The organism is Mucilaginibacter phenanthrenivorans, assembly GCF_024721155.1.
Taxonomy (GTDB): Bacteria; Bacteroidota; Bacteroidia; order Sphingobacteriales; family Sphingobacteriaceae; genus Mucilaginibacter; species Mucilaginibacter phenanthrenivorans.
Genome location: NZ_JAHVAP010000018.1, coordinates 120920 through 143155, shown reverse-complemented (window position 1 = coordinate 143155; position 22236 = coordinate 120920). Strand labels below are relative to the sequence as shown.

Sequence of the window (22236 nt, the reverse complement as noted above, 5' to 3'; positions counted from 1 at the left end):
GAGGTTGCTTCGTCGTTCCTCCTCGCAATGACAGGGTTTTATTAAATTTTGTCATTGCGAGCGATAGCGCGGCAATCTCGTAGCTATACAGAGCCAGCAGAAAAGTGTAGAACTTGCATGGCCGATAGGATGGCGACGAGGTTGCTTCGTCGTTCCTCCTCGCAATGACAGGGTTTAATAAAACTACACCCCAAACTCAATCACCACACTATCACTAACCGCGTGGCCGGTGCAGGTGAGGATCCAGCCGGCGGCGAGGTCGGCATCGGTGAGAACGTCGTTTTTTGCCATCTGGATGGTGCCGGCTGTGCATTTGGCGGCGCAGGTGGAACAGTCGCCCACGCGGCAGCTGTAGGGTAGCGCAATGTTATTTTGCAGGGCGGCCTGCAGTATAGATTGGTTTTCGCCGACAGTAAGGTCATGCATTTCGTTGTTAAAATGGATGCGGATATTGCGAGGTGGATAATTGACCGTTGTTGCCGCTACCGGAACGGTTTCGAGCACAAAGTTTTCCTTGCGGATCTGGTTCGGCTCAACGCCAAGGTACAACAGGGTAAGGCGGATCATCCGCATATAGGTAAATGGTCCGCAGGTATAAAATTCGGCGCGGGGCAGGTCGGTTATATGGCGGCGAACCAGTTGCTCCACCACCAAATTGTTAAGGCGGTTAGCCTCGCTGCTCAATTGGTGGATAATGGTAAACTTTTCGGGATGCTGTATTGCCAATGCCTCCAGCTCATTCCTGAACAATATGAAATTTGCATTGATATTACTGTAAACCAAAACCAGCCTGCTCCTCCCCGCACGACTCAGCGCATATTTTAATTGCGAATAGACAGGAACGATCCCGCTCCCGGCAGCGAACAGCAAAATTTCCCGGGGCGCTTCTGTGTCAGTCAGCGTAAACCTGCCGGCGGGCTCAACAGCATTGAGAGTGTCGCCGGGCTTTATTTTGGTGAGCATAAAGCGGGAGATCTCACCGTTGGCGATGCGCTTAACCGTGATGGACAACAACCCCTCATCGGGCGAAGAGCTGAGCGAATACGACCGCCTGATCTCCTCCTCATGATGGGTAAATACCAGCGTGATAAATTGCCCGGCCCTGTAGCTGATGCGCCTGCCGGATACCTCCCTTAAGAAAAACGTGGCGGTATCCGGCAGTTCCCATTTTATGGCTTCAACCCTTAACTGAAGCATGTGGGTCAGGTGGTTAAAACTATCTTGCCAAACTGCGATGAGTTTTCCATTTTAGCCACGGCAGCGGCTGCGTTCGCCATCGGGAATACCTCGTCAATAACAGGGACAATTTTATGTTCGCCCACAAAATCAACCATCGCTTTAAAATCATCCGGACTGCCCATCATGGTGCCGGTGATCTGCAGCTGCCGCCAAAACATTTTGCGGCCGTTTAATTCCGGGATGTTACCGGCGGTTCCGCCGAAAATAACGATGCGTCCACCGGGATTACACAAGTCGGGCAGTTTGGCAAAGCCATCGCCAAGGGCGCTGTCTATAATTACGTCGAAGCCACCGGCAAGGTGCAGCAGTTGTTCGGCCCAGTCCTGCGCCTTATAGTTTACGCCCGCAGCCGCACCCAGCTGTTTGGCGCGTTCAATTTTTTCGCCCGAGCCGGAGGTGACAAACACCTGGCACCCCGCAGCTACGGCAAACTGCAGGGCAAATGCACCCGTGCCGCCGCCAACGCCGGTGATCAACACCTTATCGCCCTTTTTTGCCTTAGCTTTAAAGAACAGCGCCCGGTAAACGGTCAACCCCGCCAGCGGAACAGCGGCAGCCTGCTCCCAGGTTAAATGCGCAGGTTTGGCATGTAAATGCTGCGCCTGCACCTTCACATATTCGGCCAGCGTACCATCGGCAGGCAGCCCCAGGATCTTAAAATCGTCCGACTGGAAATTCGGGTTATCGCCCCAGCCAGAACCGGGGTTAATGATCACCTCCGTGCCTACCAGGTGCTTATCGGCCTCGCTGCCCACTTCCGTAACAATGCCCGCACCGTCGGAGCCTAAAATGGTTGGGTATTTAATGCCTGCGTATTTGCCTATGGTGATCCAGTAGTCGCGGCGGTTAAGTGCGGCGGCCTTTATTTGTACCAGCGCCTCACCGGTGCCGGGAGTGGGTTTTTCAGCGTCTTTATAAGCCAGCGGTTTATCCGCAGCTTCGAGGATGTTTGCCTTCATGATAATTTTACCTTTTGTTATTGAACGATAGTGGCAGGCGCAAATTATGCATTTATTGGTTGCCTGCGCTGTATAAATGTTATTAAGTTTAGGACACCCTTGACATTTGGCCTCACCTAAATCCTCTCCAAAGGAGAGGACTTTAACTTCGCTCTTATTCAGCAACCTCTCCTTTGGAGGGGGCAGGGTGAGGCGACCAAGGTTTGTAGGAAGAATCCGCTATTCGATTTCTCCTAACTTAATAATATCGCATCATCGCCCTGTAAATTTCGTATTTGCCACGCTATTACAACAAAATTTTATTTATTGTCGACATCCCGGATCAGCCGGCCGGCCACATCATTGGCGGCCTTATCATTTTCAAAGCCTGCGGGCAGGCGGCCATTGGTATATTCGTTATAAAGCCATGGGTCGCCAATGGCTATAACTGTTCCCTTGCCATATTTTGCTGTCGCGATGATAACTGCGCCGCTGCTGTTTTTTAACAGGGGTTTAGCCGGGCCGCTTAGGCCGATGGAACAGGCGTCCTTTATAAAAATTTTTCCGGCTGTTTTAAATAGCGGGTTCCCGCTGGTAATTATTGCGCCATCCTCAAAATGATTATCGTCGATCACGTGATTTTGCAGGTCATCATTAAAATGCATCCCGAATTTGGCAGCCAGGTTGTTAAAGTGTGGCAGCTCTACATTAGCGCTGTCGTTTGCCATCATCAGCAATACGCCGCCGCTTTTTACCCAGGCGGCAATTTCATTGATATCCTTTTGCTGAATGTAGTTTGGGTTCGGGCTCTCCTTTTTTGTATCCGGGTCTACAATAATATAGATGGTTGTACCCTTTAACCGTGCCGTTGTTGGAGCATCGCCTAAGGTATCAAGCGTTGCGCCTGCCCGCTTAAAGGCATCGCCAAAAATAGAAAAACCGGAGTTGGCCTTCTCATCCCATAAATAATGATACCGCTCGGTTTTGCCTGCGGCAGTTTTATGAACTTCGTGGTTAAAGTAATAATCCAACGTAACCTTTTGGGCCTTTACACACGTGCAAAATCCGGTTACTGCCACCAGGGCCAGGCTTAAAAATTTAGATCTCATCTGGTCGAAAATTGCTTGTATCTTTTCATTGCCTCCACAAAATAGTAATCGGCATAGGTTAAGGGAACATCCACCTCGCTTTTTTGCGGGAAATGCCCAACGCTGTGCTTTAAAATAAAGCCGCCATTGGTGCCGGGCGCTGCCTTATATTCAGGCGATGATAATTTTTGTATGATGGATTGTGCCGTGTTGAAATAGGTGATGGCATCCGCCCTATCCGCATAGCGGCAAAGCTCCAGCAGGGCCGATGCCATTATTGCAGCGGCAGAGGCGTCGCGCAGGGCATTAGGAATATTGGAGGCGTTAAAATCCCAGTAGGGAACCTTGTCTGCCGGTAAATGCGGATTGCCAAGGATAAATTTGGCGATGTGCATGGCCTGCTCCAGGTACTTTTTGTTGTGCGTTTCGCGGTACATTACGGTAAACCCATATAAGCCCCAAACCTGCCCGCGCGCCCATGCCGATTCATCAGAAAAGCCCTGGGCCGTTTTCCGTTGCTGCACTACACCTGTTTCCGGGTTGTAGTTTATTACGTGGTATGAACTGTAGTCGGTGCGGTAGTGGTTCTTCATGGTGGTGTTTGCGTGGGTTACTGCAATTTTATAAAAGCTGGAATCGCCGGTTTCGCGGGTGGCCCAAAACAGCAGCTCGAGGTTCATCATGTTATCAATGATCACCAAAAAATCCGAAGGTCTTGCATCCCAGCTTTTGATGCAGCCCACCTTAGGATTAAACCGGGTTGATAACGATTTGGCGCTGTTCACCAGGATCTGCTTGTACGCCGGTTTTGGGTTAAGGCGATACGCATTGCCAAAGCTGGCGTACATCATAAAGCCAAGGTCGTGCGTGTGCGTATTGTACTGTTCGCGTGCGAGGCTGTCTAACGACCGGTTTGCATCGGCCAGCAGGGCAGCATCATGGTTTTGCTCATAAATGTTTAACAGGGTGCCCGAATAAAATCCGCTGCACCACCAGCTTGAATTGCTCGTTATAAATTTATCTATGGCCTGGTTATAGCTTCGCGGGAACTGGCCTAACGCAAGCTTGCCATCCATAACCTTATATTGCTTATCAGCGTCAGCAAAATTTTGCCTGATGAGGCTGAGCACCCGGGGCTGCGGCTTTAAATAGGATACGCGCTGCGCAAATCCAACGGATGTAACACCGGTAAAACTTGCTATCGCGATTAAAATAAACAGGTGTTTCGCCTTCATAATTATTTAGCTTTATTATCATAACGATGGGTTGGTTTACCGTAATAAACCGCTCCGGCCTGTCATGGTGAGTCTGTCGAACCATGGCGTGAGCAGAGGCCTTTCCGCGTGCTGAGCATTGTGTAGAGGCCTTTGCCCGCGTGCTTCGAGTGCCTCAGCATGACACCCCTCTTGCCGTTTTCCCACTAATCGTTTTTCGAATTTAGGTATTTAGAATGAAAAACTATTTTACCTCAAAGGTAAAGTATTGGCTGCCGGAATCACCATCGGCGGTAATTCCCTGTACAACGCCGACATATTTACCTGCCAGGTCTGACGTATAAAACGACACCTTACCTCCGCCGTCAACCGTTGGCGTCCAGTAGAGCAGGTTCCTGAAATCGGGGATGCGGCTTGCCGCCTGCGCCTCGCTGTCATAAACCGGCGAATAAAACTGCCTGCGCAGCTGCATGCCTTCGTAATCAATCACCACCGCCTTGGGGTCAAGCTCGACGCCGCCGAGGTCGCCCTTGTAGGTGGTAAAGCTAAATACGCCTTCCGCTTCGGCCGGGCCGTAGAAAAACCTTTCGCGGATAACCTCCAGCCTGTTTACCTTTAACGGATCAATGCCGAAAATCTTGTTGATATCAAAAACCGGCACGCCGTCGAGCAATACCAGCGGGTCGCCGTCAAGGAAGCCACGATCATTTAACACCTTAATATGAAAGCGGCCCTTTGAATTAACAATATTGTCTTCAGATACATATTCGCGCAAATCCTCCTCCATGGTGGTAAAGCGGGTAAAATCATCCAGCTTGTATGCCTTGTAGGGTTTGCCGTAGAAAGCGCTGCTGTCGGCTCCCGAATCGTAAAAGCGCTTAATATTTTTAGCCGAATACACGTTAAGCACCTGCGTGCCGAGGCTATGTGCCTGCAGCGCATTTTGCGAACCATTGATCAGCCCGAATTTTGGAAGCGCTGTTTTTGAATATTGCTCCGAGAACGGGTTCAGCACATCAATGCGGTACATGGTATCAACCGATGTATTTGTTTGTACAACCATTTCGCCGGGACCGTAAAAATCCTTGGTGGCATATAACAGGTGGCCCAACGAGTCGCTTTCCGAAACATATACCTGCACCCTTTTTCCCGGGATGCCCATGTAAGTTACAATATGTTGGGCGGGGGTACCGGTTTGGGTATTTACAATTTTTGCAGTAACAATATGGCCCAGATGCTCGGGTAAAAAGTTAATGGCCACGGGCTTGTTTGCCAGCACATCGCCCCACTGGAACCTGCGCCAGCCTTGCGTAAGCATCAGGTTGTCGAGGGCGGCATCTGTTTCGGCTCCCGGATTGGTAAAGTAGTAATCGGGCGATTCAATAGTCCCCCGCAGATCGGAGCCCAACCATAGGTAATCAAAGATGTTGGTATGATCTACCCCCTGCAACGAATCCACCCGGTAAACCGCCATCGACATATTTGCAGACACCGCCTTGTTGCCAGCATCCTTAGCCGCCACGTTTATGTTAACCATTTTACGCTGGGCGTAAAGCCGCTGATCGGCGCTTGCATCGATAAAGAGTTTTTGTGCCGGGCGCTTAAAATAAAGGCGCTCACAAACCGGTTGCTTAGCGTCATTAAAAATGGTAATGGCCGAAATGCCATCGCCAAGCGCACTTTTATTAATCGTAAAATGGGCTGCGCCGCCGCTTATGCTTGCAGCTTCCGCCACTTTAACCACTTCGCGGGTGTGGGCCAGCATGTACAGGCCGCCATCAGCGCCATTAACAGCCACGTCTAATTGCGTTCCCTTGTCGGTAAGCGTCATCACGTAACCGGCGCTGTTTATTGGGGGCAGATCCTTTGTAACGGTCATACCATCTACCCGGATTACTGCCTTATAGGCATTATTGGCGGCAGGGGTAAATGAAAAATTTCCCATACCAAATTTCAGGGATTGAAACCGGGCAAGCGTGTCACCTTGTTGGCTTATAATTGCTCCGCTAACGTTAACCCCTTTCCCATTCCGGCCAACGGCCTTAAATGCTACCTTGCTGTTCATGCCCGCTACCAGGTTACCTCCTTCGGGAAAAAACTGCACATCATAATTGTTCGCTGTTTCCTTAGCCACCGCCTCGGGCGACTTGAGCGGGTTCAGCAGCGCAATGTTTTTTTCAAAATAATAATCGGGACTAAAATTCTTCATCCAGTTGGTATAAGCCCTCAGTTTATAGTTGCCATTACTGATGGTTACCGGGATATAAAGCGACCCATCGCCTACCCCATTTTTTATGTTGATTTTCGCCTGTACTATGGGGTTTTGTGTATTGTCCAACACCTCCACATAAACCACCTTGCTCAGGTTAAGCGGCTTGTGGGTAGCGGCATCAACGCAAAAGATCTTAAACCACATTATTTCGCCCGCCAGGTAAGTGCTTTTGTCGGTATGAACAAATACTTTTTCCTGGATGGCGCTTTGCCTGTATAAATTAAAGCTGTTTTGGATCTCGCGGATGGCTTGCCCGCGGCAGTTTAGCGCCAGCAGGAAAAGTACCGGGGTTAACATTATTATCTTAATCGCCTTCATAGCATATCTCATAGTCAAAGCAATGTTTTATTTCAATTTTTCCAAAAATCCGGCTGCTGTGTGGAGCCCCTCAATGTACAGTCAATACAAGCAGGGGTCGACGCCGTGTAACCCGCTACTGCAAAACCAACGCTGAATGCCGAGATAGGAATTTCCTGTTTCGGGATCAGCACCACCGCAACGTCATTAATGTGGGTTTTTGGGTGATCGTACCAGTCAGAGTCAATTCCGCAGTCATAGGGATAGTCGGTCAAAAACGTTGTTGGCAAATCCTGATTCGAAATGAAGACCCTTTTTGTTTGAACGGTTCCCGAGCTTATATAACCAACTACCACTTCCGCCGGGTCCTTAATATTGTGGATGTTCCCGCTTATCTGTGATGGTTCGGCGTCAAAAATACTCCCAAGTTGCTCGGTATTTTTTTTCAGGTTTCCCCAAAACTTATAAGCATCTGCCGACAGCCCATATTCATGCAAAAGGATGCTGTACTTTATTTCAATCTTTTCAGAGTTACCCGCAATTTGGGTTATGGGTGTTTGGTAAAGCACATCCTGCGTAAGCTTAGCGGTTGAACCCAGCAATATGGTGCTTGAGGTATTGTTGGCAAAGCAATAGTATATCATTTGATCCTGCGGGCGCGCTATAATACTGTCGCCGTTCGACATATAGTTCGATTGGTATTTGGAGTGAAACTTCCATGTTTCGGTGTAATCAAACCGGTAGTAGCGGGTATTGTTATTAGGGTCGTGCGAATTGGCATAGATGGAGATTCCGTTGCTTAGTATTTTATACCCGATGCTGTCAATTGGCGGTGTTGCCTTTGCCTGTTCAAAGTCTGACAGGTATTCCTTATTGTCCGCAGTTTTAATTCGCAGCCGGTATTTCCGGGTAATGTCAAGGCTCGCTCCCGTTAAAGTATACGTGCCCGCCGCTTGTTCGGTAAGGGCGTAGCTGCTGTTGTTGTCAGCTTCAACTGTTAATACAGCGCCGGTTACCGGGTTTGTGGTAGTTGCGCTTGAAAGATTTACGGTTTTGCTAAGCTTAACTGTAGTAACATCGTTGGTTACTATCGTCCCCTCCACAATCAGGTAGCTTTGGGGCGAATTGATCACCCCCGGATTGTACGGTTTTTTACACGCCACCGCCAACATAACAGCTAACATCCAAATTTTCCAGTTTTTCATATCTTATCTAATTCACATATTTTTAAAGTTGATCGCTGAGTTCAACCTGTTAAAATCTTATATTATAGTTAATAAACGGTATCGGCGCGGCAAAAATGGAAAGCTTATACCCGCTTATTACCCCGCTTTGTTCGGTAAAGAATGTTGAATAGGCATTTTGTCTGCCGGTTATGTTGTAAACACCAACGGTCCACGAACTATGGAAAAACTGGTGCACACGGTGATTTCCGTCAATAATAATTGAGAAATCAGACCGGAAGTAGTCGGGGATGCGGAAGGCATTCCTATCCGAATAAAACACCCTTTCAGATCCCGCATATTCATACTTGGCAATTGGCAGGGTAATTGGCCGGCCCGTGCTGTAGGCCACATCAAACGATACGCTATAACGGTGCGTAAAGCGGTAGTTACCGCTGAAATTAAATGAATGCGGCTTATCGTAATTGGCCGGGTAATACTTGCCCTGGTTTATGCTTTCGCCGGCATTGGGGTCATCCTGCCTCAGGAAGGTGCGCGAGTAGGTATAGCTCATCCAGCCGTTTAGCTTGCCTTCTGTTTTCTTTATCAGGAATTCTGCACCGTATGCCTTTCCCTGTGTGTTAATTATGTCCTGCTCAATGTGGTGGTTCAGCAATAAAACAGCGCCACTTTTATAGTCAAGGTAATCCCTTAAGCGCTTATAATACACCTCAACAGACATTTCTATGGTGTTGGCCTTTGCATTTTTGAAAAACCCGAGCGACACCTGGTCGCCATTTTCAGGCCTGATGTTCGGGTCGCTGAGCTTGTAAATATCCGTAGGCGATATCGAGGTTGAGTTGGACAACAAGTGGATATACTGGTGCAGGGTATTATAACCCGCCTTTATCGACATATCGCCGCTTAACAGGTAGCGGGCGGAGATCCTGATATCCGGCGCACTGTAGGTTTTAATAACCTTGCCGCTACCATATGCTGTACTGTCGAGGATATTGGCGGCATCCTTGGGCAGGTTAGGCGCATAATTATTAATGGTTTGCGGGCCCAGGTAGTTGTAGATGTTATACCGTACGCCGGCGCTGATGGTTAAATTGTCGGTTACGTCATACTTATCGCCTAAATACAACGCGCTTTCCAGGGCCTTTTCCGTGGGCACCTGGTCGGGCCTTTCCAGTGATTGTACCCCGTTAGGTTCAAATGTCCCGGGATTTACATTGTATAAAATGGAGCTTAAGCCAAAATTAAGCGTATGCTTGTTGCTCAAATAATAGGTGAAATCTGATTTAAAGTTCGACTGTGTGATATTGAAGCCCAAATCGTAAGCGGTTATAGGGTTGGCAGTGCTTGAGATATCATACTGATACCTGTCTATCCCTGCCGAAATCACGCTGTATAATTTATTGTTAAAATTGTGCTTCCATTTTAAAACAATGTTTTTGTTGCTGTATGAATAGGCGGTATCGCTGTTCAGCTTAAACTTGTCCTTGCTGAGATAGCCCGTCAGGTAGATATTATTCTTCTCATTAATTTGGTGGCTTATGCCGAGGTTAAAATCATAAAAAGACGCCTGGCTGTGTTTGTACGATTCGGGCAGCAGTTTCAACAACCAATCTGAATAGGTGGTACGCCCGCCGAATATGAACGATGTTTTATCCTTTATGATCGGCCCCTCAATGTTCAGCCTGCTGGTTAATAAGCCGATGCCCGCCGAGCCGGTGAAGATCTTTTTGTTGCCCTCCCTGTTCGTGATGTCTAATACCGACGATAAGCGGCCGCCAAACTTTTCAGGGATGCTGCTTTTATAAAGCTCGATGTCCTTAACAATATCCGGGTTAAACGCGGCAAAAAAGCCAAAAAAGTGGGCCGGGTTATAAATGGTTGCCCCATCAAGCAAAATCAAATTCTGATCGGCCGCACCGCCGCGCACGTTAAAGCCTGTGGTTGCCTCGCCTACTGATGTAACCCCCGGGAGCGTTAACACAACCTTTAAAACATCGGCCTCGCCAAAGGCGGTAGGGATCTGCTTTATGTTTTTTATGTCGAGGTGGGTAACGCCGAGCTCTGCGCTCCTAACGTTGGCAATCTTATCAGCCGAGATCTTAACCTCCTTCAGGGCATTGATCTGTTCCTGCATTTCTATGATCAGCTTCCCATCGGTATAAAGAATAATCTGCCGGCGGGTATCCTTCATCCCAAGCCCCTTTACCAGCAACGTTTGCCGGCCACGCGGCAGCGTGATGGAGAAATAGCCAAACTGATCGGTAGCGGCCCCGGTTTTGGTATTGGCAACGTATATACTCGCCCCCGTAACTGCCTCGCCCGACTTGATATCCCTGATGTAACCGCTCAATATAGCCTTACCCGGTTTTATGGTGTTTGTTTTTACACCTATTTCATACAGCTTATTTTCTGTGGTGGCATCGGGCACCTTTCTTTCAACGTCGGCGGTATAATCGGCAACGGCGGTCTGGGTGGGCGGAGCATTGCCTGGCGCCTGCAAAAATCCGGGCGCCAGTTCGGTTTTTATTTGCCGGCCCTTTGTTAAAAACACCTGCTGCTGCCTGCTAATGGCATAGGTGAACGCAGTTTTCTTAAATGCAAGATCAAGCACATCGCCAAGCGGCTTATCTGTTACCTGCAGGGTGACGCGCAAGCTGTCAAACAGTGCCGGGTCGTAGTAAAAATGATAGCTGCTTTTTGACTCCAGCTCGTTTACAAATTGTGAAATTGTTGCCTGCTGAAAGTTTACGCTGAACAATTTCGTTTTATTCTGCTGAGCCGAAACCGCCTGTAAAAAAACTGAAAAGCAAAAAATTGCGAGGTAAATTCTTCTCATACTAGTTTGTTAAATGGTCGTACCAGGTTGCAATTTTTACCATAGCCGCTTCGGGATCGTCCTTGTATCGTATACTGTTTGTTTTCAAATACTGCCTCAGCTCCTTCTTTTTGTCCTTCAAAACATTCAGTATTGAGCTTTGGCTGCCTATTTTATAATAAGTCTTGTTTTTCCTTAAATAATAACTTTTCGACGAGCTGAAATAACTCTCTAACCCGCTCAGCGTGCTTGTGGTTGTTTGGATGCTCTTAGTGTACCTGCCCAAAATTTCAATTTTACCGTTATAAAGCTGGTTGTAGTATCCCGAGTTCGAGATCACATCGCTCCCCAGCGTATCAGCCTTTATATTGATAAAATGATTGTTCGCAAAATCGAAGCTTTTAACCCGCTCCTTTAACAGGGTAAACCTTGCGATCCGACCGGGCAGCAATACCACAACTTCGTCCAGGTTAAGGTCATATAACATGGAAACGTGCTTATAAAAATACCCGTCGTAAATTACCGAGCCGTCTGTAAAGCTGTTTATGTCTAAAAAGAATGCAGTTCCCTTGATGTGCGGATCGTAGAAATAAAATTCAGGGCCGGTGAATACGGGGGCCTGGATGCCAATAGCCTTGTTGTAAATATTTACCGCGTTGGCCATGGCGTGCTGCCGGTTAATGCTGTCGTCCTGCACGGTTTGGGCAGCAGCGCTCCGGCAAATCATTACACAAATAAATACTAAGGTAAAATACCGGTAAAAAGGTTTATTCATGAATTTAGGTTATTCTAATTGCTGGTAAAAGGCTGGAATTTAAGGCTGATTATGTTAAAAAACAAGCCGTGAGGGCACTTTTTTCAATAAAACTGAATTTTTAGTTGAATTTATTCATAACCTGTACATAAACCAATTTGTCTGTTATAATATTGTTACAAATTGTTAACCCCGTTATGAAAATTTGATTTGTAATATTGGCAACATTCTTAACCCCAATTATTATGAAAGCATTAAAAGTATTTGTGATTGTATTGTTAGCTATGTTTAGCTTCAGCGCCGTAAACGCCCAGGTTCGTCATAGAAAAGTTCATCATAAACGTCATGTGAAACACCACCATGTTAAACATCACAGAGTAGTGAGACACTAACAAAAAGAAAAAGGTTGTTGGAAACCCTTAGGCCCTTGCGGAACGAAGCAAAACCTGACTATTGTCAGGCTTTGTCGTTTTTTGCGCCCTTGTGGTGTTGTCACCAACAAGTAGGATGGGGCCGGAAGTGTGGGCAAACCCGAATGTAGGGTTACGAGTGGCAAATCACAAACATACCCGGTTTGTTGGTGACAACACCAACAAAGGCTGTTAATAACACCAACAAAGCTGTTACGCTACAACGCTGTCGATCTCGGTTTCCGTTATTCCGTACTTCGCCATTCGCTCACGGTGATCGCTCGATCCCAGGTACTCGCGAAGTTGTGCATTCACAGCTTGCAGAAGCCCGTGATTGCTTTTGCTAAACGAGAAGGCCCCGCTCAGTGCTTTTCCGTCTTTACTGGTTTTGTGAGGAATTGCTTGCAGTTTTGGGTTAGCGGTAGCAATACCACGGTTCCCAATCGCCGTGGCTGCAAATGCGTCAATCTTCCCGGCCAGCAATGCGGCTACTGCCTCCGGCTGGTTATTGAACATCACTATTTGGCTATCGCTCACTCCTGCCAACTTTGCAGCATCCAACTGAACTTGCCCGGGAATAACCCCCAGCAGTGCATCGCCGCTCTTCACCACAGCTTCGTAGCTCGTCAGTTCCTTCGGATTGCCCTGCTGCACAACGAAGCCGTCACCAAGTGACCACACCGGCACACTAAAGGCCACGTTCTTTGCACGTTCAGCAGTCACGAAAATGGGCACGTTCATATCCCAGCGACCTGCCTGAACACCAGGTAAAAGCTCCTCGAAGGTGGTGAGCTGATATTCGATAGACGACACACCAATAGCCCGAAGTACCACTTCGGCCAGTTCGATGTCTGCACCCTTCACGACGTGGTTTTCGCCGGTCCAATAGAAGGGCGGTTCTTCGATATATGCAATTCGCAGCTTCGTGCCCTTGCTCCATGCCTTTAAAGGCGAATGTTCTGACGTTATCGAAGATATAAGTCCTGAGTTGTTTGTTTCCATTTTACTTGTCGTTATCTTATTTATGCTAGCCGCATTTACTGTTAATGACCGCAGCAAAATTATAAGTATAAATTCAACAGTAACAGATACAGATTTTGAAATTTCAGGTATAACAGATGAGAAGAGATAATGTTAACGAAATCTGTTTTTATAAACAAAACGGCTAACAACAATCACCAATGATTGATAAAAGCTTATAGACGTTTGATCTTTTTTGCTCAAAACATTCACCGACCGGCAAAATATCTTCAGTTAAATTTTTTCTTTTTAGTTTTAATCACCTAAATTCACACAAACAATATTGTTTCAATTACCTAAACTATCACATTATGGCAAGATCACTTTATGCTAAACTGCTGAAAAAGTTTGGCACACCACCAAGCGGCAGGGAAAAATTTGAATTTACTAACGCACGGCAAGCGACAGTTAGCTTACGAACCGGCAATTTTTTAGCGCCTCCTTTATCTCCCGAAAATCAAAAGAGTATTGTAATTGTAGGAGCCGGATTTGCCGGTTTATCCGCTGCATACTACCTAACCAGGCGAGGTCACGCAGTTGTGGTGCTTGAAGCAAGGAACAGAGTAGGCGGCAGGGTGTTTAGTGATCGTGACCAATTTGCAAAAGGCCAGATCATTGAATTTGGTGCAGAGCTGGTTGGCTCCAATCATCCGCAATGGGTTAACCTTGCAAAAGAATTCGGGTTGAGCTTTAATGTAGTTACCGGAGAGGATATGTTTGAAGGGGCAGGCCTGAAAGAACCATTGATCATTAATAACAAACCGGTTTCGGATGAAGACGCCCTCAGGCTTTTTCTGAATATGGACGCGGTACTTAATGTGCTTACGGAATTATGTTCAGGAATTAACTGGGAAAATCCCTGGCTAAGCGCCGATGCGGACCGCCTGGATAAAACACCGCTTTTGGACTGGTTTAACCAGCAAATCGCGACAATGCATTTAGGTCCTGAAGATGAATTTTTATTAAAATCGGCATTAATTGCCGACTTTACCAATAACAATGTAGTAACCTGCGATAAGCAAAGCCTGCTTGCTGTATTGGCGCAGGTAAAAGCTGGTGGCGGCAAACTTTATTGGACCATGACCGAAGTTTACCGGTGTGCTGACGGCAACGATGCATTGGCGACCAAGATGAAGGAAGCCATTGATAGCGGTGCAAGAAATGTTATTATGAATATGCCGGTAGAAGCAATAGACGTACAGGATGACCATGCAATCGTACATACTAAGGATCGAAGTTATTATGCTGATTACGTAGTAATGGCAACACCGCCAACCGTATGGGCCGACATTAGTATGGATCCTAAAATTTTAGAATTACGGAGCCAAACCGGGGTTGCAATCAAATATATGAGCGCAGTAACTAACCGTTTCTGGATTAAAAACGGAGTAGCGCCATCCGGGTTGTGCGGTAGCCTTGGCATGACTTGGGAGGGCAGTGATAACCAGGTGGAATTGCCCGGCAAAATGATTGACCTGTCATGCTTTTCCGGTGGCCCCTTTGCCGGGAATGTAATCAAAATGAGCCCAGCGGAAAGGCGGAATTTCTTCGACACGGAATTGGAACGGGTATTTAAGGGTTATAATAGCGCCGTTATAAACCGGCATTATCAATGCTGGCCGGAAGAGGCATGGACAAAAACAGGCTATTCCTTTCCTGGATTAGGAGAAGTATGCACAAAAATAAGGGCACTAAATCAGCCTTATAAAAGAATGTTTTTTGCAGGCGAGCACACCTCTGCGGGATTTTGGGGATATATGGAAGGTGCGCTGCGATCAGGCATGTTAGCAGCCGAAAGAATCCACCAGTCGATTATGGAAGCTGCGTTAGCAAACGCTGATTGAGTGCGGGATAAAGGCAACAACAATAAAGCCCCTTATTAAATCCCCATTCTAAACACAAAAAAGGCCCCGTGAAAAAATCACGGGGCCTTTTACTATAAATAGTATTTTGATTAAAGCTTGCGCTTAACTTCTACATTTTCATACGCTTCAACTATATCGCCAACTTCAATGTTGTTAAAGTTCTGGATATTTAAACCGCACTCGTAGCCGGTAGCAACTTCCTTCACATCGTCCTTAAAGCGTTTCAGTGATGCAAGCTCGCCGGTGTAAATTACCACACCTTCGCGAATGATCCTGATCTTGCTGTTACGGGTGATCTTACCGTCAAGAACCATACAGCCGGCAATTGTACCAACCTTGCTGATCTTGAACGTTTCGCGGATCTCAACGTTTGCAACAATCTTCTCTTCAAAGGTTGGTGCAAGCATGCCTTCCATCGCAGCCTTTATCTCGTTTATCGCATCGTAGATGATAGAGTAAAGCCTGATATCGATCTGTTCCTGCTCGGCCAGCTTACGGGCACTGCCTGACGGACGAACCTGGAAGCCGATGATGATCGCATCAGAAGCCGAAGCCAATAATACGTCTGATTCAGAGATCTGACCAACAGCCTTCGAAATGATATTCACCTGGATCTGCTCAGTCGACAGTTTCAATAATGAATCTGACAACGCTTCGATTGATCCATCCACGTCACCCTTAACAATAATGTTAAGCTCCTTGAAGTTACCAACTGCCAAACGGCGGCCAATTTCATCAAGTGTGATGTGTTTCTGGGTGCGTAAACCTTGTTCGCGTTGTAACTGTAAACGTTTGTTTGCAATTTCACGGGCTTCAACTTCGCTTTCAAGTACGTTAAACTTATCACCTGCAGTCGGTGCGCCCTGCATACCCAGCACCTGTACCGGTGTCGACGGGCCTGCAGATTCAACCCTTTGGCCACGCTCATTGGTCAATGCCTTAACACGACCACTGTAACAGCCTGCCAGTATCGGGTCGCCTACCTTTAAGCGGCCGGCCTGTACCAATATGGTGGTAACAATACCACGGCCTTTATCAAGGGCTGCTTCTATAACCGTACCAACGGCACGTTTATTAGGGTTAGCCTTCAATTCAAGTAATTCTGCTTCAAGCAATACCTTCTCCAGCAATAGATCAACATTTAAGCCGGTTTTGGCTGAAATTTCCTGCGACTGATATTTACCGCCCCATTCTTCAACCAGGATGTTCATGGCTGATAATTGCTCACGCACCTTATCGGCATTTGCACCCGGCTTATCAATTTTATTGAATGCGAAGATGATTGGTGCGCCGGCAGCCTGCGCGTGGTTTATGGCCTCGCGGGTTTGCGGCATCACGCTATCGTCAGCGGCAATTACTATAATTACAATATCTGTTACCTGTGCACCCCTGGCACGCATCGCGGTAAACGCTTCGTGACCCGGTGTATCCAGGAATGTTATTTTTCCTTTGTCGCCCGGTAAGGTTACTTCGTAAGCGCCAATGTGCTGGGTAATACCCCCGGCTTCGCCGCCTATTACGTTTGTTTTACGGATAAAATCGAGCAATGAAGTTTTACCGTGGTCAACGTGACCCATTATGGTCACAATTGGTGCACGCGGTACCAAATCTTCCGGATCATCAGGCTGATCAAGACTGCTCTCTTCATCCTGTGGTTTCACAAATTCAATCTGGTAGCCAAACTCGTCAGCAACAATGCTCAATGTTTCGGCATCAAGCCTTTGGTTAATGGATACGAACATGCCCAGGCTCATACATGTTGAGATGATCTGCGTTACAGATACATCCATCATGCTTGCAAGCTCATTGGCTGTTACAAACTCGGTAACCTTTAATACCTTTGATTGTAACTCGTTCTCCATTGCCAGCTCTTCGGCAGTTGCAGCAACATCATCACGCTTCTGACGGCGGAATTTTGCACGCTGGGCAAACTTACCTGATTTACCGGCTCCACTCAAACGGGCAAGTGTTGCCTTAATTTGATCCTGGATATCCTTTTCTGTTGGCTCTTCCTTAGGTCCGCTGTTTTGCGGAGCTGTGTTCCTGTTTCCTCTGAAATCAGGACGGTTGCCGCCTCCATGGTTACCACCACCGTGACCTGGGCCGCCTGCTCCCGGATTAGGGCCTGTGCCCCTGTTCCTGAAATCGGGACGGTTGCCGCCATGCGCCTGTTGCGATCCCGGAGGATTTGGCGCCATGTTGGCTGAATTATTTTGCTGACCACCACCCTGATTGCCCGGGCCCTGGTTGTCCTTACGTTTTCTTTTGCGTTTATGATCTGCCGCGTTGTTGGTGTTTGACGATGAAGCCACCGGGTTGCGTTTTGGTGCATTTACCGGTAACTGGATCTTTCCAATCACGTTAGGGCCTGTTAAGCGCTCTGCTTTAGCACGGATCACATCCGGCTCTTGCTGGTCGTCGGCTTCCGGCGCAGCAGCTTCAACAGCTGCAGGCGGCTCAACAACCGGCACTACTTCCTTCTTAACCTCTTCGGCTTTAGGCGCTTCCGGAATTACTTCCTTCTTAACCTCTTCGGCTTTCGGGGCTTCGGGAATTACTTCCTTCGGTACCTCTTTTACCGGCTCCGGTGTTGGTATTACGGCAACAGGTTTAACAACCTCTTCTACTTTTTCTACTACAACGGGTTTTTCAACAGGTGCGGCAGGCTTAGCGTTAAGATTATTCAAGTCTATTTTACCAACTACCTTTACACCTGGCAATACCTCGCCATGCTCCTCAACCTTTTCAGGCTTAGGCTGCTCAACGGGTTTCGGCGGTTCAACCGGTTTTGGCTTTTCGGCGGCCGGGGCATTGTAATGATTACCGACCCCTTTAATCAGGATCTCCTCATTTTCAAAATCCCTCGAGCGGCGATGCTCTACCGGTTTTTCAGGAAACGGCGCAGGTTCTTCCTTCCGTATCTTTCCGATACTGATCTGCTTAGCTTCCTCCTTAATAATTTTATCCACAGCAAACTCCTTCAAAAGGGCGCTGTACATATCGCTATCAAGTTGGGTGGTAGGGTGTTTTTGTACCTTATACCCTTTCGTTGCCAAAAAGTCAACGATAGTACCTGTACCGATATTCAGCTCTTTTGCCGCTGTAAATAATTTTATGGATTTGTCTTCTGACATTTATTATATTTAATTCTCTGCTATTTTGTGCAAAAATACGATTTTAATTTTGGTTATTACGCTTATTCAAACTCAGCTTGCAGAATTGATAACACTTCCTTTACAGTTTCTTCTTCCAAATCGGTACGTTTCACCAATTCGCCAACTGTTAATGCCAGTACAGATTTTGCTGTATCCAAGCCAATACGCTTAAATTCATCAATAATCCAGCTGTCAATTTCGTCTGTAAATTCTTCAATATCCACATCCTCATCGGTTTCATCCGCTTCGCGGTAAACATCAATTTCATAACCTGTCAATTTACCTGCCAGTTTTATGTTGTGTCCGCCACGACCGATTGCTAATGATACCTGGTCGGGTTTTAAATAAACTGCAGCCGTTTTTTTCTCATCATCTAACTTAATAGAAGTGATTTTAGCTGGTGATAATGCACGCTGAATGTATAATTGTAAATTATTGGTGTAGTTAATTACGTCAATATTTTCATTTTTCAGCTCACGTACAATACCGTGGATGCGCGATCCTTTCATACCCACGCAGGCGCCAACCGGATCGATACGATCATCGTACGATTCAACAGCTACCTTAGCTCTTTCGCCCGGTTCACGAACAATTTTTTTGATGGTGATCAGTCCGTCGAAAATTTCGGGAACTTCCTGCTCAAATAAACGCTGTAAAAACTCAGGTGCAGTACGTGATATAATGATCTTAGGATTACTGTTCATCATATCTACCTTATCAACAACAGCTTTTACGCTGTCACCCTTTTTAAAGTAGTCGGCTGGGATCTGCTCTGATTTTGGCAGCAATAACTCGTTGCCTTCATCGTCAAGCACCAAAGTTTCCTTTTTCCAAACCTGGTAAACCTCGCCGGTAACAATTTCACCTACGCGGTCTTTATATTTTTTGAAGATCTCGTCCTTCTCCAGTTCTAAAATTTTAGAAACCAGTGTTTGGCGTGCCGCTAATATAGCACGGCGGCCAAAGCTTTCCAGCGTGATCTGCTCAATGTGCTCATCACCAACCTCAAGGCTGGGATCTAACAATTTAGCTTCCTTCAGCTCAATTTCCAGGTCATCATCCTCACTAAAACCATCTTCCATAACCTTACGGGTACGCCAGATCTCCAAGTCACCGTTGTCCGTATTAACAATTACGTCGCAATTTTCGTCGGTGCCATATTTTTTCCTGATCATGCTTCTGAAAACGTCTTCCAGCACACTCATCATCGTAGGGCGATCGATGTTCTTGAAATCTTTAAATTCCTGAAAAGAATCAATTAAATTAATATTGCTCATTTTCTTACTTAAATGATATTAAAACTTTTGTTTCTGTTATTTTATCTATCGGGATAACGCTTTCAACAGTTTCAGCCTTCTTCCCTTTTTCTTTTATTTTTTCTTCAATTACAATGGCATCCTCTGCCAACCCGGTTAATTTACCTTCGCGCTTTGTGCCATCCACCATTTTTATAGCCAGGTTACGGCCCACGTTCTTGGTGTACTGGCGGATAGATGTTAGCGGCGTATCAATCCCCGGCGATGAAACTTCCAGGTTATAAGCAGTTTCAATCACATTTTCCTCTTCCAGATGGAAGCCAACATGCCTGCTTATGGCCACACAATCATCAATGCCAATACCATTATCGCCATCAACCAACACCATCAGCTTACCGTTGCTATGAAATTTTACATCCACTAAAAACAGGTTGGGCTTATCGGCTATCTTCTCTTCTACCAGTTCCTTAACTCTTTTTTCGATCTTCATTATCGCTCAAAATAATTGATTGATAAAATAAAAGAGGGGACAAACGCCCCCTCTTTTTTAATTCAGATGCAAATGTAATAATTTTTATTCAAATTTTCAAGTGCATTTTAGTTATAACGGGTTGTAAATGTTGTAAGTGTTGTAGTTGTTGCAATGGTTATAGGCATAATTGGCAATTCTGCCTGGCGCCGGGACTCTCCCCTGGCGTGATAAATAAGCAATGTTCACCTTTTAATTACAAAACAATGCCAATGGTTTTAACTTCTACAACATTTACAACCCCTACAACAACTACAACTTAACCACCAAATCCCTATACCCCGCCTCACCCAGTCGTTTTTTCCCTTTAATATAATCCCATATATTCTCGCCCTTAAACTGGTAGTAGCGCATAAAGTAGGTTTTACCTTTTACAAAAGGGGTGTCGGGGGTAAATACTACGGCACTATCCTTTAATGTGTAGGTGCCATGTTGTATGGGCTGGTAATTTTTAAGGTCGGTATCCGCTGGCATTTTGTAGACGGGCAGCAGCGTTTGCCATACACCGGGAACCGAATCGCGGCCTATTTCATTTACGATGGCATAATCCAACCCGGTAAATTTAATAGCGTGGTTGTTATTTGTCAGGGTGATATGCCCTGTTACCAGGGAAGAATTGTGGGATTTACAACCAAACACAATGAGCAGTAATATCGCGGCATATCTTTTCATCAGCTATAACAAGTTTTTATTCACATAAACCTAAATAAAGATTTGATATTATCGCTCAACATAAACAAACAGTTAAATATTTCTCTTTAAAATCATTCAATATAACCCTTGTATGTTGTTAATAATCAACGCATTGGTTGTTAACAAATGTTAATATTTGAACCTGTGATAATTGCCTGCTTTCGTTTATTTTTATAGTCGCCAATACTTTATCATAAATATCATGAGCAAAAAAAATTCAAAAAAAAATGATGCGACAGCCGGAGCGCCTGTTTCCGCACAATTCAGTAATATTCCCGGCCCCCAGTTTGGCGAGAAGCAATTTATTGACGATCCATCGGCCTTTAGATTAAAGCACCCTTCTGATGAGGCCCTTTATCTTAACGTAAACAAAAAATTACTTCAACCTATTCCCAAGCCAAGGAACCTCAATAATCTCGTTTTAAAATTAGAGACGGTTTATGGCGATAAGGGAAATGAAGTAGTGAAAAAAATCAAAGCCGCCGGTCAAATAGTATTTCATGGCGGTGGTGATACCGGGCCGACCAAGGGGCCTCAAAACATTGATAAGGTGACCGACAAGCTTGCAAATGATTTTGTTAACGAAGAAGAACGCGAGATGCCTTACTTCTTTTTCCATCTTGGTGATGTTGTTTACAGCTTTGGCGAGGCCCAGTATTATTATGATCAATTTTATGATCCGTTCCGAAATTACCCGGCCCCAATTTTGGCTATTCCAGGTAATCACGACGGGTTGGTGTATAAAGGCGATCCTCAACCTACATTGGACGCCTTTTTAAGAAATTTCGTAAGTGCAGAACCGGTACAGACGCCTGAAGCGGGGGGACTTATCCGGACCAGTATGATACAACCCGGCGTCTACTTTGCCTTTGACGCACCATTCATAACCATTATAGGCTTATACAGCAATGTTTTAGAAGACCCGGGAGTAATTTCAAGTGAGGGTGATAACACATCGCCGGTATCTGACGAGCAACTTGATTTTCTATTAACACAGCTCAATCGTGTCAAAAAATCGGGGAATGCTGTAATCGTAGCCATGCATCACCCGCCTTATGCATGGGGAGGCGATCATGGGGGTAGTCCGAAAATGTTAAAGGATATTGACGACGCCTGCAATAAGGCAGGCTTTTGGCCGCATGCGATCCTTTCAGGCCATGCGCACAATTATCAGCGATTTACCCGGTCCATTTCCGGCTACGATATTCCTTATATTATTTGCGGCAACAGCGGACATAATACAATTGCTTTAAAAAGCACACAAACAACCGCTTTGCGCGCTCCTGCTAAAATATCTGAGGAATTAATTTTTGAGAATTATGACGATAAAAATTATGGTTATTTAAGGGTGATTTGTGATAATAAACAATTAAGGATAGAATACCATGATGCGAATCCTGACCAAAAGACATATAGCGATGCTGTTACTGTTGATTTGAAAACCCATACCATGATTTCTAATTAAAACATAGCAGCATCTGTTGAAGCTTATGACATCAACCCCTTT

Annotated in this window: 15 protein-coding genes; 2 read left to right on the top strand and 13 right to left on the bottom strand. The window is 46.1% G+C overall.

Going from position 1 to position 22236, the window contains the following annotated elements:
* Window positions 1-183: 183 nt before the first annotated feature.
* The 9 genes from KXD93_RS28535 to KXD93_RS28495 form a co-directional block, all read right to left on the bottom strand.
* The gene (locus KXD93_RS28535; RefSeq protein WP_258140975.1) at window positions 184-1197 is read right to left on the bottom strand and encodes a 2Fe-2S iron-sulfur cluster-binding protein; all 1014 of its coding nucleotides are present in this window, start codon (window positions 1195-1197) and stop codon (window positions 184-186) included.
* Window positions 1198-1202: 5 nt separating this feature from the next.
* Complete coding sequence (locus tag KXD93_RS28530; protein WP_258140974.1) at window positions 1203-2198, bottom strand: zinc-binding dehydrogenase; 996 nt, start codon at window positions 2196-2198, stop codon at window positions 1203-1205.
* 299 nt (window positions 2199-2497) lie between these two features.
* Window positions 2498-3286, bottom strand: coding sequence for a DUF4350 domain-containing protein (locus KXD93_RS28525; protein WP_258140973.1), 789 nt, complete (start codon window positions 3284-3286; stop codon window positions 2498-2500).
* A complete protein-coding gene (locus KXD93_RS28520) occupies window positions 3283-4500 on the bottom strand; it encodes a glycoside hydrolase family 88 protein (protein ID WP_258140972.1) in 1218 nt (405 codons plus the stop codon). The genes KXD93_RS28525 and KXD93_RS28520 overlap by 4 nt, the downstream gene beginning before the upstream one ends.
* 223 nt (window positions 4501-4723) lie before the next feature.
* A complete protein-coding gene (locus KXD93_RS28515; protein WP_258140971.1) occupies window positions 4724-7081 on the bottom strand; it encodes a hypothetical protein in 2358 nt (785 codons plus the stop codon).
* A 20-nt stretch (window positions 7082-7101) separates the two neighbouring features.
* The gene (locus tag KXD93_RS28510; RefSeq protein WP_258140970.1) at window positions 7102-8253 is read right to left on the bottom strand and encodes a DUF4249 domain-containing protein; all 1152 of its coding nucleotides are present in this window, start codon (window positions 8251-8253) and stop codon (window positions 7102-7104) included.
* 49 nt (window positions 8254-8302) lie between these two features.
* Window positions 8303-11068: a TonB-dependent receptor gene (locus tag KXD93_RS28505; RefSeq protein WP_258140969.1), complete on the bottom strand. Its 2766-nt coding sequence runs from the start codon at window positions 11066-11068 to the stop codon at window positions 8303-8305.
* 1 nt (window position 11069) lies between these two features.
* Window positions 11070-11822, bottom strand: coding sequence for a hypothetical protein (locus KXD93_RS28500; RefSeq protein ID WP_258140968.1), 753 nt, complete (start codon window positions 11820-11822; stop codon window positions 11070-11072).
* Between the two features lie 602 nt (window positions 11823-12424).
* A complete protein-coding gene (locus tag KXD93_RS28495; RefSeq protein ID WP_258140967.1) occupies window positions 12425-13213 on the bottom strand; it encodes a transporter substrate-binding domain-containing protein in 789 nt (262 codons plus the stop codon).
* 329 nt (window positions 13214-13542) lie between these two features.
* Between KXD93_RS28495 and KXD93_RS28490 the strand changes: the two genes are divergently transcribed.
* The gene (locus KXD93_RS28490; protein ID WP_258140966.1) at window positions 13543-15075 is read left to right on the top strand and encodes a flavin monoamine oxidase family protein; all 1533 of its coding nucleotides are present in this window, start codon (window positions 13543-13545) and stop codon (window positions 15073-15075) included.
* A gap of 110 nt (window positions 15076-15185) precedes the next feature.
* Here the strand turns inward: KXD93_RS28490 and infB are convergent, their stop codons facing one another.
* The 4 genes from infB to KXD93_RS28470 form a co-directional block, all read right to left on the bottom strand.
* The gene (gene infB / locus KXD93_RS28485) at window positions 15186-18230 is read right to left on the bottom strand and encodes a translation initiation factor IF-2 (RefSeq protein WP_258140965.1); all 3045 of its coding nucleotides are present in this window, start codon (window positions 18228-18230) and stop codon (window positions 15186-15188) included.
* A 62-nt stretch (window positions 18231-18292) separates the two neighbouring features.
* A complete protein-coding gene (gene nusA / locus KXD93_RS28480) occupies window positions 18293-19528 on the bottom strand; it encodes a transcription termination factor NusA (RefSeq protein ID WP_258140964.1) in 1236 nt (411 codons plus the stop codon).
* A gap of 4 nt (window positions 19529-19532) precedes the next feature.
* Window positions 19533-19997, bottom strand: coding sequence for a ribosome assembly cofactor RimP (gene rimP, locus KXD93_RS28475; protein WP_258140963.1), 465 nt, complete (start codon window positions 19995-19997; stop codon window positions 19533-19535).
* A 291-nt stretch (window positions 19998-20288) separates the two neighbouring features.
* Window positions 20289-20708: a hypothetical protein gene (locus KXD93_RS28470; protein WP_258140962.1), complete on the bottom strand. Its 420-nt coding sequence runs from the start codon at window positions 20706-20708 to the stop codon at window positions 20289-20291.
* A gap of 223 nt (window positions 20709-20931) precedes the next feature.
* On the opposite strand from KXD93_RS28470, the gene KXD93_RS28465 reads away from it, so the two are divergent.
* Complete coding sequence (locus KXD93_RS28465; protein WP_258140961.1) at window positions 20932-22194, top strand: metallophosphoesterase family protein; 1263 nt, start codon at window positions 20932-20934, stop codon at window positions 22192-22194.
* Window positions 22195-22236 lie beyond the last annotated feature (42 nt).

Excerpts from the sequence above, each read along its gene's own strand:
- KXD93_RS28535 (WP_258140975.1), bottom strand. The coding sequence starts at position 1,197 with ATGCTTCAGTTAAGGGTTGAAGCCATAAAATGGGAACTGCCGGATACC.
- KXD93_RS28530 (WP_258140974.1), bottom strand. The coding sequence starts at position 2,198 with ATGAAGGCAAACATCCTCGAAGCTGCGGATAAACCGCTGGCTTATAAA.
- KXD93_RS28525 (WP_258140973.1), bottom strand. The coding sequence starts at position 3,286 with ATGAGATCTAAATTTTTAAGCCTGGCCCTGGTGGCAGTAACCGGATTT.
- KXD93_RS28520 (WP_258140972.1), bottom strand. The coding sequence starts at position 4,500 with ATGAAGGCGAAACACCTGTTTATTTTAATCGCGATAGCAAGTTTTACC.
- KXD93_RS28515 (WP_258140971.1), bottom strand. The coding sequence starts at position 7,081 with ATGAGATATGCTATGAAGGCGATTAAGATAATAATGTTAACCCCGGTA.
- KXD93_RS28510 (WP_258140970.1), bottom strand. The coding sequence starts at position 8,253 with ATGAAAAACTGGAAAATTTGGATGTTAGCTGTTATGTTGGCGGTGGCG.
- KXD93_RS28505 (WP_258140969.1), bottom strand. The coding sequence starts at position 11,068 with ATGAGAAGAATTTACCTCGCAATTTTTTGCTTTTCAGTTTTTTTACAG.
- KXD93_RS28500 (WP_258140968.1), bottom strand. The coding sequence starts at position 11,822 with ATGAATAAACCTTTTTACCGGTATTTTACCTTAGTATTTATTTGTGTA.
- KXD93_RS28495 (WP_258140967.1), bottom strand. The coding sequence starts at position 13,213 with ATGGAAACAAACAACTCAGGACTTATATCTTCGATAACGTCAGAACAT.
- KXD93_RS28490 (WP_258140966.1), top strand. The coding sequence starts at position 13,543 with ATGGCAAGATCACTTTATGCTAAACTGCTGAAAAAGTTTGGCACACCA.
- infB (WP_258140965.1), bottom strand. The coding sequence starts at position 18,230 with ATGTCAGAAGACAAATCCATAAAATTATTTACAGCGGCAAAAGAGCTG.
- nusA (WP_258140964.1), bottom strand. The coding sequence starts at position 19,528 with ATGAGCAATATTAATTTAATTGATTCTTTTCAGGAATTTAAAGATTTC.
- rimP (WP_258140963.1), bottom strand. The coding sequence starts at position 19,997 with ATGAAGATCGAAAAAAGAGTTAAGGAACTGGTAGAAGAGAAGATAGCC.
- KXD93_RS28470 (WP_258140962.1), bottom strand. The coding sequence starts at position 20,708 with ATGAAAAGATATGCCGCGATATTACTGCTCATTGTGTTTGGTTGTAAA.
- KXD93_RS28465 (WP_258140961.1), top strand. The coding sequence starts at position 20,932 with ATGAGCAAAAAAAATTCAAAAAAAAATGATGCGACAGCCGGAGCGCCT.